This window comes from Virgibacillus byunsanensis (assembly GCF_042675965.1).
Lineage (GTDB): Bacteria > Bacillota > Bacilli > Bacillales > Amphibacillaceae > Virgibacillus_R > Virgibacillus_R byunsanensis.
This window is the reverse complement of the sequence record NZ_JBHTKJ010000031.1, coordinates 25,251-39,572: the sequence shown is the minus strand read 5'-3', so window position 1 is coordinate 39,572 and position 14,322 is coordinate 25,251. Positions and strand designations below refer to the sequence as shown.

Here is a 14,322-nt window from a genome sequence, read left to right as displayed (position 1 = left end):
GATTTGTCAGTTGACAATTCTTATTAAGGGGGCCTTTGATGGGAAAACAAACTGGATTTATGGAATATGAACGCCAGGCACAACGTGAACGCGATCCCGCGGAGCGAACGAATGACTGGAATGATTATACTGCTCCTATGTCGGAGCAAGAGCTACAAAATCAAGGTGCACGCTGCATGGACTGTGGTGTTCCCACATGTCATACAGGGATGGAAATTAACGGGGTAACAACAGGGTGCCCCGTGTATCATCTTATTCCTGAATGGAACCACCTTGTATACGAGGGAAAGTGGAAAGAAGCTTTAGAGCGTGAGCTTGAGATGAATAACTTCCCGGAATTTACGGGGATAGCTTGTCCTGCACCATGTGAGGGAGCATGTGTGTTAGGCATAAACGAGCCACCAGTAGCAATTCGTACCATTGAGCGTTCGATTATCGAAAAGGGTTTTGATGAAGGCTGGGTGGTACCAGAATTACCTGAAACTCGAACAGGTAAAAAAATAGCAGTTGTCGGATCAGGTCCAGCAGGGCTTGCCGCAGCTGCACAACTAAACAAAGCTGGTCACACGGTTACCGTTTTTGAACGAAATGATCGTGTGGGTGGTTTATTGACTTACGGTATTCCTGAAATGAAACTTTCATATGATGTAGTGAAGCGTCGAGTGGATTTATTAGAACAAGAAGGAATTACATTCATTACGAATACCGAAGTTGGAGTAGATTATCCAATTTCCAGACTAGAATCTGAATTCGATGCAACTATTCTGTGTGGTGGTGCAACGGTACACCGGGATATTGAAGTTGAAGGAAGCAAATTAAAAGGTGTTCATCATGCAATGGACTTTTTACATGCGAATACGAAAAGCTTGCTTGATTCAGATTTAGAGGATGGAGACTATATTTCTGCACAAGACAAGAATGTCATTGTGATAGGTGGTGGCGATACAGGAACTGACTGTCTCGCAACATCTGTACGACACAATTGTAAAAGCCTGACACAATTCGATATTTACGATAAGAAGGGTGAGGATCGTGACATTGAGTCGAACCCTTGGCCACAATATCCAGTTATTCATCGCGTAGAATATGGGCATAAAGAGGCGGCAAGTAAATTAGGAAACGACCCACGGGCCTATGCTGTTATGACGAAAAAGTTTGTAGGCGATGAAAATGGACATATCAAGGAAGTACACACGGTAAATGTTAAATTGCGTTATGATGAATCTGGAAACAAAATTCGTGAAGAAATTCCAGGTTCAGAAAAGGTTTGGCCTGCTGACTTAGTACTTATTGCAATTGGATTTACTGGACCAGAACAGGACTTGCTGGATCAACTTGAAATCGAACGTAGTACTCGTTCAACTGTTAAAGCAGAATATGGAGAGTACACAACAAACGTAGAAGGTATTTTTGCTGCAGGTGATATGCGCCGTGGTCAAAGCCTTATTGTCTGGGCAATTAACGAAGGTAGAGAAGTTGCCAGAGAATGTGACCGATTTTTAATGGGCGAAACAGTGTTGCCATAAAAGAAAAATGTAATTAAAAAAGTACCCTCATGTGAAACTTTCACGTGGGGGTATTGTTATGAGGACCCATATTAAACGCTACTGAACGCCATACCACACCCACCCAAATTGTATATTTATCCAACACAACCACCACAAACCATTTGCCTCATCTCTTCACATGAAGTAAGATAGTACAAGGAAAGTTCTGTAATGACAATTGGCTTAATAACTTACTAAAATGAGGGCTATCGCTATATGACTAGTGATTGCCTAGTTTTTTAAATAGAAATGAGGGTACACAATGAGTAAAGCATCCATATATGGATTAACATATGAGCAGTTAACGGCATGGTTGATAGAGCATGGTCAACAGCGATTCCGTGTGGATCAAGTATGGAATTGGCTATATAAAAAGCGTGTCACCTATTTTTCCGAAATGAAGAATGTGAACGCTGAGACCATTGAATTATTAGAAGAACACTTTGTTCTTCATACGCTGGAGGATGAGATTAAGCAAGAGTCCAAGGATGGTACGATAAAATTCTTATTCAAGCTTCAGGACGGAAACCTTATCGAGACTGTTCTCATGCGATTTAATTATGGATTATCTGTTTGTGTTACAACACAGGTAGGCTGTAATATTGGTTGTACGTTTTGTGCAAGTGGATTGTTGAAGAAGAGCCGTGACTTATCAAGCGGGGAGATTGTTGAGCAAATTATGAACGTACAAAAACACCTTGATCAGCGTGGTGAAGATGAACGTGTTAGCCACATCGTTGTGATGGGGATTGGTGAGCCATTTGATAACTTTACTAATCTTATGGACTTCATTAGTGTTGTGAACGATGATAAAGGTCTTTGTATTGGAGCAAGACATATTACGGTTTCAACTAGTGGTCTAGCAAACAAAATTTATGAGTGGGCTGATACGGGCACACAAGTTAACCTAGCCATTTCCATTCATGCTCCTAACAATGAACTTAGATCACGTATTATGAAAATTAACAAAGCATTTCCTATTGAAAAACTAATGGCCTCTGTTGATTATTATCTAGAAAAAGTTAATCGACGTATAACGTATGAGTATATTATGTTACGGGATGTTAATGATCATAAAGAAGAAGCAATACAACTTGCAAAATTATTAAAAGATAAACGCCACCTTTCATATGTGAACTTAATCCCATATAACTCTGTTGATGAGCATAATCAATATCAACGAAGTGAATCAGAAACAATCCAGGCATTTTATGAAACGTTGAAAAAGAACGGCATAAATTGTGGAGTTCGCTGGGAAAACGGAGCAGACATTGATGCCGCATGTGGACAACTGCGAAGCAAACAAATTAAAAAACAAAAAGCGGTTTAAACAATTCACACAAAAAACCCACGCCAACTATATCTGGCGCGGGTTTTTTGCAGCTTAGGAAATTATGAAATTAGGAGTGTGGATAATTTATTAATTGCTTAAGCCACGTCCAGATTCGACAGCGCATCGCACGATGAAAAAGCGAACTCCTTTTTCAAGGACGTACTAGTGCCGAAGAAGCCACAGGATAAGGGAAGCTTCCCTGAAAAAACATCGCACACAGAAAAAAGTGCTTTTCTTTTTCAAGGACGTGGGCAACTTAGCCTGCAAGGGTGCTTGCGCTTTTATCCATTATATTTCATACCTCCAATTTCATTTAATATAATTGCTGCAATAATGAGAAATGTTCCCAGCCACTGAAGCAACGTAATTTCCTCTGCTAAAATAATGCTTGCTGAAATAATGGCCACAGGCAACTCGATTGAACTTAATATATTTGACATTCCTCCAGAAATTAAAGGTGCTCCAACTGCGAAGAATAAGGGTGGAATTACTGCACCAAATAATGCTACTCCTGAGGCGATAAGCCATAACGGATCTGTAAAACTTGGGACGTTCGGGATATCCTGAATAAAGATAAGGATTACTAAAATAACAGAACTCGTTACCATAAGTGAACTTCGAATCCATGGATCCACATCTGTTGCAACTTTACCACTGAAAAAAATAAACCCTGCATAAGTGAAAGCTGCAAGAAAACCGAACACAATTCCGATGATTGGTAACTCAGAGACCATACCATTTATTATATCGGATGCAAAAAAAACGCCTGTTAATATGAAAACAATCGCTATCAAGGTAGCAATTGTAGGTTTAATTTTACTGAATACCCACTCAAAGAGAATACCGATCCAGACAAATTGAAAGAGTAAAATGATTGCTAGTGAAGCTGGAAGATATTGAATAGACCCATAATAAAAAATACTAGTTAGGGCAACAAATGCTCCGTTTATGGAAATTTTGCCTATATTTTTCTTTGTTAATCCTCGAAAACTAGAACGTTTAGCTAGTGTTATTACCCATAGTATGAGAAAGGAAATAGTCATTTGGACAATATTCAACTGACCTAGTGAATAACCATAATTAAATCCAAGCTTTACAAATATAGGAGTAAATCCAAAACAGGCAGCACCGATTAAAACAAAGAACATTCCTTTATTTATAAGCATTACCATCGCCTCCTTTACACAAGCAAGACAATCATATCATAACTTGTGAGAATGATGGCGGATTATTTGTTAAAATTTGAGCGTGTTTTGTTGTCTGTGGAATACGGAACAAATAATGGTAATTCATAGATACCATTATTTACAGGTACTCTGTTTTTACCTTTACCAAGTTCTTTGGATTGAAGCAATAGGTGATCGGCGTTTACATATCCTATTTCAATTGATAGGTATTCAGTTGTCTTGAAGTAGTATAACCCAAAAGATGCCGTATATGAAATAGATACAAATGTTGATAAATGTTCTACACTAATTTCGCTGTTAGCAACCCATTCCGCAGTTTTTCAACCAATTCTGTACAACCGTGGTAGGTTCTGTTTCTTAGGAAAATAGTGAATTCCTCGCCACGCTTCTAAAAATCAGATCATCATCGTATAAAAAAGAGTTTAATGTAGTAGCGAATGCTGAATAACTTGATCGCCAACTGCATGGCTATAGGTATCGTTGTATTACTTGAAATAGTCAATATCAGCAACGATGATGCCTATATTTCTCCAGACTTGTTCAATTCTTTCATCACTTTACCCACTTTTCATGAAACTAATTCCGTGGTCTGAGAGACGTAACAGATGCAATTCTCTTTCATAGTAGATAAATATCATTTGGGTACGCTAAAGATATACTTATTTAACAACTATGAAAAGGAAGGAGTCCTACAATGAGTGATGAAAATCAAGTAAACGAAAATAGTAAAAATGAGCAACTTGGGCAGTATCGGGTAGATGATTCAGATAAGAAAATGACAACAAATCAAGGATTGAAAGTTTCTGAGGATGAGTTTTCTTTAACTGCAGGTGAGCGAGGACCAACGTTAATGGAGGATTTTCACTTTAGGGAAAAATTAACTCATTTTGATCATGAACGGATTCCAGAACGTGTGGTCCATGCCCGTGGTTTTGCAGCTCATGGCGAGTTTGAGTTGTACGAATCTATGAAACAGTACACGAAAGCAAAATTTTTGCAGGATACATCAAAGAAAACCTCCGTATTTGTGCGTTTTTCAACAGTAGTGGGATCTCGTGGTTCAGCAGATACAGTTCGGGATGTACGTGGATTTGCAACAAAGTTTTATACTGAAGAAGGAAATTATGATCTAGTTGCCAACAACATGCCCGTTTTTTTTATTCAAGATGGAATTAAGTTTCCAGATATTGTGCATGCAATTAAGCCTGAACCACATAATGAAATGCCGCAAGCATCGGGTGCGCATGATACCTTTTGGGATTTTGTTGCCAATAATCAAGAATCAGCACATCAAGTCATGTGGTTAATGTCAGACCGAGCAATTCCCCGTAGTTTTCGAATGATGCAGGGTTTTGGTATTCACACGTTTCGCTTCGTAAATGAAGAGGGAGTAAGCCATTTTGTAAAATTTCATTGGATTCCAAAACTAGGAGTTCACTCACTTGTATGGGATGAAGCACAAAAAATAGCAGGTAAAGATCCTGACTTCAATCGAAGAGATCTGTACGATGCTATTGAAAACGGTGAATATCCAGAATATGAATTAGGCGTACAAATTATAGAAGAGAAAGATGAATTTGCTTTCGACTTTGATATTCTTGATTCAACCAAAATTTGGCCTGAAGAAGATGTACCTGTAAAAGTTATTGGAAAGATTACATTGGATCAAAACGTGGATAATTTTTTCGCTGAAACAGAGCAAGTAGCGTTTCACCCAGGACATGTAGTTCCAGGTATCGATTTTTCTAATGATCCTCTATTGCAAGGCCGATTATTTTCATATCTTGATACCCAACTAATTCGCTTGGGGGGACCTAATTTTCATGAGATACCCATTAATCGACCAGTTTGTCCGTTTAATAATAACCAGCGTGATGGATATAATCGGCAAACGATTAACGAAGGGAAAGTTACCTATCATAATAATTCCATGGCAGCAAATACTCCATCAACAGCTAACGGACAGCAAGGTGGGTTTGTTCATTACCAGGAAAAAGTAGAAGGTCGTAAAATACGTGCGCGAAGTGAAAGTTTTAATGATCATTTTTCACAACCTAAGTTATTTTGGAACAGTATGAGTGAACCGGAAAAAATGCATATTAAGCAAGCATTTGCCTTTGAAGTGGGCAAAGTAAAAAACAAATCTGTACAGCAGCAAGTTGTTGATATGTTTACGAATGTTGATATCGAATTGGCGACTGCATTTGCAAAAGAAATTGGTGCTACACCACCTGCCAAAGGGGGATCCAATATAACAAAGGCATCACCTGCACTTAGTCAGGAAAACACCATGAAAAGTGTATTGACACGTAAAGTGGCTGTACTTATGAATAATGGATTTAACGAAGCGGAAGTGAGTCCTATATTAGCTGAGTTAAAAACAGCAGGGCTTCATCCAGAAATCATAAGCGAGAAACTTGGTATGATAACAGGAACAAACGGTAATACGTTACAAGTAGATCACTCCTTTACCACAACGGATTCAGTATTGTTTGATGCTATCTATATTGTAGGTGGTACCAGTGATAGTAAAGTCTTTAATAAAAATACAACCTACTTTTTAACAGATGCATACAAGCATTACAAACCAATTGGTGCCACACATGATGGAATAATGTTACTGAACGAGAATAACATTCCAAACAGTCCGGGTGTGGTTATAGGAAGTAATTTACAGAATTTCGCTGGAAACTTTGTGCAGGCAATTGCTGCCCACAGACATTGGAACAGAGATGTTATTTAGTTTGTTCGTAACACGAGAGCTATAGAGAAGTTTTCATCTTATATGATAAATGGTATTACCTTGTTTGAAAACGTATAGAATATCAATTAGCCAACAGGCATACATTGTTCCATAAAGAGTGATTATGGATGACAAGTGCAGAACCTAAAGAGAATGTCATCCATGGTTTCTCGTGATGGGGGGATATGTATGTCTGTTTTTAGTTTAGTCGGTCGCACGTTGCCTTTTATTTTTGCCCGATTGGCTGTATATGTCATTTTTGCAATTGTCGCATTTGTGTTCCTAGGCATTATGTTAGGTATCAGCATGTTCTTGTTTAAGACATTTGAATTTGCTTCGGGTTTTTTCGTTATCATTTTATTAATCTCATTTTTGGGGGTGTTTGGAGGTCTCAAGGTTGTAGAAAGATATGTGTTATATATGGTTAAGGTGGGACATATTTCAGTCATCACTGAAATGTTAAAGAATGGAAAGGTCCCGTCTGGAAAAGGCCAACTAGCTTATGGAAAGGATCAGGTTAAAAATAATTTTGGATCTGCAAATGTTTGTTTTGTCGTTGATCGAATGGTGCATGGTGCAGTAAAACAAATACAACGCTGGACAATAAGGGTAGGTAATTTATTTAGCTTTATACCTGGATCTAATATCATTATTTCATTAGTCAATCGTGTTATGTCTGTCAGCTTAAATTATATTGATGAAGCAATACTCAGCTACATCATGCTAAGAAAAGATGAAAAGCAGGATGAAACAGTTTGGAAGTCGGCATCAGATGGAGTTGTGTTATATGCACAAAGTTGGAAGAAGGTATTAATGACAGCTATCGGTGTTGTCGTATTTATTTTCATCTTAAATATTACGGTATTTTTAGTAACGGTATTTCCACTTATGGGGTTAGCTAATATGATTGCTGAAAATAATGAGGCAGCGTCTGTACTTGGTTTTATTGCAGTTGTTGGAGCATATGTCATTATGACGGTAGTTAGACGTGCATTAGTTGATCCTATCGCTACGGTAGCTATGATTCGTGCCTATCAAACTACGATTAAAGAAATGGAGCCTTCCATCGATCTACAACAAAAACTATTAGGCGTATCATCGAAATTCAAGAAATTGCATCAAAAGAGGGATGAACCTAAAGATTCTTCTAAGAAGTAATTAAATAAAAATAAGCCTTTTCTGATATAGGATAGGCTTTTTATTTTGGCTGCTTTCGCACGTGTTGTTGCTTTTTACCTTCATAGTTGATGTAAAATGCGACGTAACTTAGGCTTATTTCTAAGAACGCTCGCTATTGCTGCCGTCTGGGATCGCTACGGGCGGATGCTTTCCGCGGGCACGGCCTCAGCCTCCGAAGCGGAAAACCACTCTGCGGGGTCTTCGGACACGTGCTGTTCCCGCAGGAGTCACCGCCCTCCGCTCACCCTGACAGATAAGATGTTTTATTAATACTGATACAGTCCCACGACAGTAACGGAAATAACAGCGGAGGAAGTGCACGTAGACTCCTCGAAAATACAAACCGATTTTCTGCGTGCGATGTCTAGCTATGTAGCTTTCCTTATCCTGTGGGAGCAGAGGCCTAGCCTGAGACCCCGCAGAGCGTTAGCTCGAGGAGGCTCATCAGCCGCCCACGGGTAGAAGACACTGCGCAGTGAAACGAAGCAGATGTCGCACTTGTACCCGGATGGGTGAAAGCGAAGTGTATTTCCGTAGTGGTAGGTTAACCGTCACATCAAGTTACGTCGCATATTTTCCCTAAAGCATCAACCTTCACGAAAACAACCTTTATTGTTGACTAATTAGGTCATATTTCCTACTACAATTTGTTTGTGTACAATAATGCACACAAGTATACTTTTTGAAAACAAGTGTATGCAAAACTGTTTACACGTACACAAACTCGTTTACAAACTGTTGCAAAAGAGTGTGCAGAAATGTAAACATGTATACAAAAAAGAATACGCTAAAAGTCCGATTGCGCATTAATCTTGGATTTACTAAAATGATATTGTAAGTCATTTTCACGAGAGGGGAAGTACAACTATGACAAAATCAAGAATTGCAGCAATCGATGTAGGAAATGATGCCGTAAAGGCAAACTTTGGGAGGATGGAAGATTCATATTATATACCGAATGTGATTGCGAGGGATATGGAGGACCGTCCTGTAATTGGAATTGAAGAATTGGACGATAAGGATCCACTTGATAATCTACATATTCGTGTCCATTCACCAGCACTAGCAGAAAATAATGCTGTGTACCGTGTGGGGAATTTAGCAACAAAAACAAATAATTCAACGGAACTAGATCCTGGGAGTAGTAAATCAGAAGAAGATCAAACTCTGATCATGCTGTTTGCATCCATTGCATTGGATGCTGTTAGTGATGGAACATTTAAAGTAACAAAAAATGATATTGTAGATGCAACATACACATTGGGGACAGGCCTTCCATTACGAGAAGTTAAGGAAGGAAAAGATGTGGGTTACCGTTCGCAACTACTTGGGTCAGTCCATCAGGTAGAATTTCTAATAACTCCAAAATATCAAGGGAAGAAAGTAAATATCTCATTTGATGAGGTTAAGGTTTATCCAGAAGGTTTTGCTGCGTATGTGAATTTAATTATGGATAATGAGTTGAATGTCATTAATAAAGAATTGATAGACAAACAAATTCTAATTCAGGATATTGGAGGACTTTCTACTGATATCGCTGTAATTCGTAACCGTAATGTTGATGATGACAAAGCACAAGGATTTCATCTTGGTGTTGCCGAATCACTAGAGGAAATTCGTGAAGAAATCCGTACCAAGCATGGCATAGAACTTGATAGCAGGCGTGATGTTGTGGATATTATTACGCGCAAAAATAATCGTCATCATATAATGGTCAAAGGAAGCCGTACAAACGTTCATGATATAACGGATAGAATTTTACTAGAATTAGCTAAGAAGGAATATCGTTATCTAAGAAATGTATGGCAAAAGAATTCGCAATCAGAAATTTGTTATTTTGTTGGTGGTGGATCAGCCGTACTTAAAGATTACTTAAAAGCATTGAATAACAAACTAGATGGATTTAATATTGAGTTCTTTGAAGATGAAGGTGAGAGCATTTGGATGATGGCTAATGCTTATTACAAGCTGATTATGGATTATATTAATAAAAATACTAGTGCAGAAACAACGGAAAAATCAGCAGCGAATAAAGAGAAATAGGGTGATTGAATGGGTGAATTTAAAAAACGTATAGAACGTGGACAGTCCATAACCTTTCGTGTCCCGTCCGATACACCTGACTATCTCCTGAAACAACTGCAAAATCTAAAAGAAACCGAACGACGAAATTTTTCGAGTGAAATAGCACAATATGTACTAAAAGGTGTCAATGAGAGCTATTCTAAAGAACGTGAAACAATAACAGTGCCACTACCGAAACAGTTAACGAAAGAACAAAAAAACTGGTTGAAGCATGCACATTCTGAAACACTTATCGGGAGCATTATGTATCAATTGTTACAGGATCCAATGCGAGCTACATCATTAATGGCTTCCTTAAACAGTGGTTCTCGTGATGGTAGTTTATATGTACAAGAGGATAAGTCTGATTCATCAGAGGATCCTCCAAAAGAAAACGTTCGTACTACCAATGAAAACACCTATGAATTAAACGATATAGATCTTGAAAACCTACAAGATGATCTATTAGAACAGCCAGAACAGCTTCATGAAAAAGAGGAAGAAGATCCATTGAGTGACTTTTTCTCTAGTATGAATAAATGAAAAAGGAAGTCCACTCGGTGCTAACGGGTTCCGATATCTATCGCAAAATCTGGAATTGCATTATAAAAGGCAGCTAAATTTGTAATTAAAAATCTCAGTTCAATAACTGAGATTTTTCTTATGTATTTTCAAGTGCTTATTAAACTAAAGCCGGTAGGTTAAGCCCATCTCTCCTCTTGTGTAGTGGATGGATAAAAACCAGATGTGTACATGTCGATCAAACCGTACTTTTTAATAAATGGGGAAAAATTCTTTGTGGATCAGTTTCCTCCATACTCTATACGTTTCTTTTAAGTCTCATTCATAATCTCACCATCTTTAGATGTTAAGTATAAGAAATGCGTTATATATCTAATCTATCCTATAACTAGGAAGTAAAATGCCATTAGTATAACACTAATGGCATTTTAAACATTTTTCTTTTTCAAATACTTATTCTGCTTCACCGACAACTGTAAACCGTTCATTTATATGTTGCGGATTTTCAATTTCATCCAATACTGCAATAGCATAGTCTGCATAGCTAATATAACTCTCACCTTTTGAATTTACCAAAAGATGGTCTTTTCCAGACTGATATGAACCAGTTCTTTTCCCTTCAGCATCAAACACCGCAGAAGGACTAATAAATGTCCATGTAATATTAGAGGTTTCCTGTAATTCTTTTAAATTACGTCCTTGCCCTTTAGCAGTCGGGATAAATATATCTGGAAAATCAGGTGTTTCTATTACCGTAACGGTTTTGTTTTCGTCTACATAAAGACTTCCAGCTCCACCTACTATAATGGATCTTGTATTTGTTCCTTTTAGTACCTCAATTAATGCATGTCCAGCATCAACATGTGTTTGCTCTTCACCAAGAGGCGCACCGAAGGCATTAACTACTACGTCAAACTTTTTCACGTCATCAGATGTGAGGTCAAATATATTTTTCTCAATAACTGCAACGTTTTCACCTTCAAGTTTTGAAGCATCTCTCACAATAGCTGTTACGTCATGTCCATGACTAACTGCTTCTTTCAAAATAAGACTTCCTGCTTTACCACTTGCTCCAATAATTCCAATTTTCATTTTATAATCCTCCTATAATGAATAAGTTGTAATCGATTCAGTTACCTGTAACTATAGTAATTACATTAATGGTATTTGTCAACACTTTTAATAATATTTATATTTTGTTAATAGTTTATACCATTATATTAAGTATTGCAGATACTTGTAATAAAAAGAGTTACAGGTGTATAATTGTAATACATCTATTTTATGAGGTGAGAAAAATGTCCATTAGTAGTCGATTTTCTGTAGGCATTCATATATTAGCTCTTATTGAGATAAATGAAAGTGGAATAAGCACTTCAGAGTTTTTGGCAAGAAGTGTAAATACAAATCCAGCTGTAATCAGAAAAATTATGGGAATGCTTAAAAATACAGGATTGGTAAAAGTTCGACCTGGCGTTGCAGGTGCTGAACTCGCAAAGGAATTATCTGATATTACACTGTTTGATGTATATAAGGCAGTGAGTGTTGTACAGGAAAAAGAGTTATTTACTGTTCATGATAATCCAAATCCTGAATGTCCTGTAGGTGGGAACATCCAGAAAACAATTGAACCATTATTCTCAGCAGCCCAATTGGCAATGGAGAAGGTTTTAAAAAGTCTTACATTAGAAGATGTTGTGAAGGATATTACTACTAAAAAAAATATCTGTTAAAAAGGCATTCCAAAGGAATGTCTTTTTTCTTGGCAGATAAGAAAGTATAAAATTTTCTTATCTACATAAGTGTAACTAAGGCTTCCGCCATTAAGGCTTGGCGATAAGCCAAGTTTTCTAAGTTATTCAACTAAACTGCTTTCGCACAGTGTAATTGTTCACAATCTCTATATTTAGTTTAACATAAATATTCAGACTACCTTGTACAAGCAAGCGAAAACAAAACAATTTCCAATTTATTAGTAAATATATGTATTTCAATTTACATATGAATTGATAGGTCAAAATAGAGACTTACCCTGGCTATTGTTACCAAACAAATTGGGATACATATTACACTACAATTTTAATGGATATTAAGCCTATAATACTATTACACCAACCATAAATGACGATCAAATTAGCATATAAATTGATGGTTATTTTTCATTACATTTTTAATGATTGCGATAGGAAATGGAATGCGTTAGTTGCGGGCTTCCTTTTTTTAATACCGAATAATTACATGGTTTAAACTCAAACTAATTACTAGGTAATAATAGCTAAAGGAGTGTTTCTAGTATGGAGTTAGATTGGATTTGGAAGGCAATTGTAATTGTTATAGGTGGAACGTTTCTTTTGCGGTTTGCTGGGAGGAAATCAATTGCTCAAATGACACTTGCTCAAACAGTTATTATGATTGCGATTGGATCACTGCTCATTCAGCCTGTGGCAGGAGATAATATTTGGAGGACGCTAGGTGCGGGCGCTGTTCTTGTTGCGACGCTTTTTGTGTTGGAATTTGTTCAAGTTAAAGGTGATCCATTTGAAAAATTAATTACAGGTAAATCGAAAGTGTTAATCGAGAACGGGACGATTAACGAGAAGAATTTAAAAAAATTAAGGTTAACAGTAGATCAACTGGAAATGAATTTAAGGCAACAGAATGTGATGAGAATAAGTGATGTGAAGTGGGCGACTTTAGAGCCGAACGGACAGGTTGGATACACATTAAAGGATGAAGCGCAGACAGTAACAAAAAAAGATCTGCAGTTATTGCGTAATGACATTCAACAAACGATAAATAATGCTTTATCTGGTGGACAGCAGCCAAATCAAATTAATAATCAGTATACACCACCTAATCAAGAAGATATTTTTAAAGAAGTGCAACAAAAAGGGCATCAACAAGACCCACCAGAACGCTTGCGGTAATGGTGGGTTTATTTGTTAAATATCATTGTTCACCCCATGTATTCTGTGTGAATGTGTATAGATATTTAATTTGTTTCCTCGAACAAAGCCAACAACAGTAATCCCTAGATCCTCAGCCAATTGCAGGGCAAGATCAGTAGGTGCTGACTTAGAGATAAGTATTCCAACGCCTATTTTGGATATTTTCAACAAAACTTCTGAAGAAATCCTTCCGCTAAACGTGATTAACTTATCGGACAAAGGTATTTTATTTTGTAATATGTGACCGTAAATCTTATCAAGCGCATTGTGTCTGCCAATATCTGTTCGAATAATTACCATTTCATTTGGTGTGCAAAGTGCTGCATTATGCACGCCGCCAGTCATTTGGAAATGCTCAGATTGCGTTTGGAGATTTTTCATTAAAGCGAAACATTGTTCAACTGTAACTGTTAAACGGCTTGTGATTGTTTTGGCTGTTCTAACATCACTTTTAAAATAAAATTGACGACTTTTGCCACAGCACGACCCAATAAATCGCTTTGAATGATCGTGCTGGGTATCTCCTAACGGCTTACTTATCTCAATATAAGCAAAACCGCGTTCTTTATCCACATTTAGGGAATCGATATCTTTAAAAAAGCGGATGATCCCCTCTGAAGCTAGAATGCCAATTATAAGCTCATTTATATTATTTGGAGAACAAACAACCGTTGCAAACTCCTCACCGTTTAGCATAATGGTGATAGGGAATTCAGTTACAATTTCTTCGTCTTCGTTAGAGATAGCCCCCTCATCAACTCGAATAATTTCCCAGCTGGTTTGAATTTCGTGTTCCATA

11 protein-coding genes are annotated in these 14,322 nt (G+C 37.4%); 8 read left to right on the top strand and 3 right to left on the bottom strand.

Annotation, left to right across the window (positions count from 1 at the left end):
* Positions 1-38 precede the first annotated feature (38 nt).
* Together ACFQ3N_RS12005 and rlmN are read left to right on the top strand one after the other, a co-directional pair.
* The gene (locus ACFQ3N_RS12005) at positions 39-1,526 is read left to right on the top strand and encodes a glutamate synthase subunit beta (RefSeq protein WP_390362730.1); all 1,488 of its coding nucleotides are present in this window, start codon (positions 39-41) and stop codon (positions 1,524-1,526) included.
* 283 nt (positions 1,527-1,809) lie between these two features.
* Positions 1,810-2,877: a 23S rRNA (adenine(2503)-C(2))-methyltransferase RlmN gene (rlmN, locus tag ACFQ3N_RS12000; RefSeq protein WP_390362729.1), complete on the top strand. Its 1,068-nt coding sequence runs from the start codon at positions 1,810-1,812 to the stop codon at positions 2,875-2,877.
* 284 nt (positions 2,878-3,161) lie between these two features.
* Here rlmN and ACFQ3N_RS11995 read toward each other — a convergent pair whose 3' ends face one another.
* The gene (locus ACFQ3N_RS11995) at positions 3,162-4,046 is read right to left on the bottom strand and encodes an EamA family transporter (protein ID WP_390362728.1); all 885 of its coding nucleotides are present in this window, start codon (positions 4,044-4,046) and stop codon (positions 3,162-3,164) included.
* A 715-nt stretch (positions 4,047-4,761) separates the two neighbouring features.
* On the opposite strand from ACFQ3N_RS11995, the gene ACFQ3N_RS11990 reads away from it, so the two are divergent.
* From ACFQ3N_RS11990 to ACFQ3N_RS11975, 4 genes are all read left to right on the top strand, one after another.
* Positions 4,762-6,810, top strand: a complete 2,049-nt coding sequence (locus ACFQ3N_RS11990) for a catalase (RefSeq protein ID WP_390362727.1) — start codon at positions 4,762-4,764, stop codon at positions 6,808-6,810.
* 189 nt (positions 6,811-6,999) lie between these two features.
* Positions 7,000-7,968: a hypothetical protein gene (locus tag ACFQ3N_RS11985; RefSeq protein ID WP_390362726.1), complete on the top strand. Its 969-nt coding sequence runs from the start codon at positions 7,000-7,002 to the stop codon at positions 7,966-7,968.
* 888 nt (positions 7,969-8,856) lie between these two features.
* Positions 8,857-10,032 carry an Alp7A family actin-like protein gene (locus ACFQ3N_RS11980; protein ID WP_390362725.1) on the top strand — a complete coding sequence of 392 codons (1,176 nt, stop codon included), beginning with the start codon at positions 8,857-8,859 and terminating at the stop codon, positions 10,030-10,032.
* A 9-nt stretch (positions 10,033-10,041) separates the two neighbouring features.
* Complete coding sequence (locus ACFQ3N_RS11975; RefSeq protein WP_390362724.1) at positions 10,042-10,596, top strand: hypothetical protein; 555 nt, start codon at positions 10,042-10,044, stop codon at positions 10,594-10,596.
* Between the two features lie 432 nt (positions 10,597-11,028).
* Here the strand turns inward: ACFQ3N_RS11975 and ACFQ3N_RS11970 are convergent, their stop codons facing one another.
* The gene (locus tag ACFQ3N_RS11970) at positions 11,029-11,667 is read right to left on the bottom strand and encodes an NAD(P)-dependent oxidoreductase (protein WP_390362723.1); all 639 of its coding nucleotides are present in this window, start codon (positions 11,665-11,667) and stop codon (positions 11,029-11,031) included.
* Between the two features lie 206 nt (positions 11,668-11,873).
* On the opposite strand from ACFQ3N_RS11970, the gene ACFQ3N_RS11965 reads away from it, so the two are divergent.
* Positions 11,874-12,308, top strand: a complete 435-nt coding sequence (locus tag ACFQ3N_RS11965; protein ID WP_390362721.1) for an Rrf2 family transcriptional regulator — start codon at positions 11,874-11,876, stop codon at positions 12,306-12,308.
* A 561-nt stretch (positions 12,309-12,869) separates the two neighbouring features.
* Positions 12,870-13,502, top strand: coding sequence for a DUF421 domain-containing protein (locus ACFQ3N_RS11960; protein ID WP_390362719.1), 633 nt, complete (start codon positions 12,870-12,872; stop codon positions 13,500-13,502).
* Positions 13,503-13,517: 15 nt separating this feature from the next.
* Here the strand turns inward: ACFQ3N_RS11960 and fdhD are convergent, their stop codons facing one another.
* On the bottom strand, positions 13,518-14,321 hold the full coding sequence (gene fdhD / locus ACFQ3N_RS11955) for a formate dehydrogenase accessory sulfurtransferase FdhD (RefSeq protein WP_390362717.1): 804 nt from the start codon (positions 14,319-14,321) through the stop codon (positions 13,518-13,520).
* Position 14,322: the final 1 nt, after the last annotated feature.

What these genes read in the sequence shown, in the direction of transcription:
- ACFQ3N_RS12005 (WP_390362730.1), top strand. Translation starts at nt 39, where the DNA reads ATGGGAAAACAAACTGGATTTATGGAATATGAACGCCAGGCACAACGT.
- ACFQ3N_RS11980 (WP_390362725.1), top strand. Translation starts at nt 8,857, where the DNA reads ATGACAAAATCAAGAATTGCAGCAATCGATGTAGGAAATGATGCCGTA.
- rlmN (WP_390362729.1), top strand. Translation starts at nt 1,810, where the DNA reads ATGAGTAAAGCATCCATATATGGATTAACATATGAGCAGTTAACGGCA.
- ACFQ3N_RS11970 (WP_390362723.1), bottom strand. Translation starts at nt 11,667, where the DNA reads ATGAAAATTGGAATTATTGGAGCAAGTGGTAAAGCAGGAAGTCTTATT.
- ACFQ3N_RS11960 (WP_390362719.1), top strand. Translation starts at nt 12,870, where the DNA reads ATGGAGTTAGATTGGATTTGGAAGGCAATTGTAATTGTTATAGGTGGA.
- ACFQ3N_RS11975 (WP_390362724.1), top strand. Translation starts at nt 10,042, where the DNA reads ATGGGTGAATTTAAAAAACGTATAGAACGTGGACAGTCCATAACCTTT.
- ACFQ3N_RS11965 (WP_390362721.1), top strand. Translation starts at nt 11,874, where the DNA reads ATGTCCATTAGTAGTCGATTTTCTGTAGGCATTCATATATTAGCTCTT.
- ACFQ3N_RS11995 (WP_390362728.1), bottom strand. Translation starts at nt 4,046, where the DNA reads ATGCTTATAAATAAAGGAATGTTCTTTGTTTTAATCGGTGCTGCCTGT.
- ACFQ3N_RS11990 (WP_390362727.1), top strand. Translation starts at nt 4,762, where the DNA reads ATGAGTGATGAAAATCAAGTAAACGAAAATAGTAAAAATGAGCAACTT.
- fdhD (WP_390362717.1), bottom strand. Translation starts at nt 14,321, where the DNA reads ATGGAACACGAAATTCAAACCAGCTGGGAAATTATTCGAGTTGATGAG.
- ACFQ3N_RS11985 (WP_390362726.1), top strand. Translation starts at nt 7,000, where the DNA reads ATGTCTGTTTTTAGTTTAGTCGGTCGCACGTTGCCTTTTATTTTTGCC.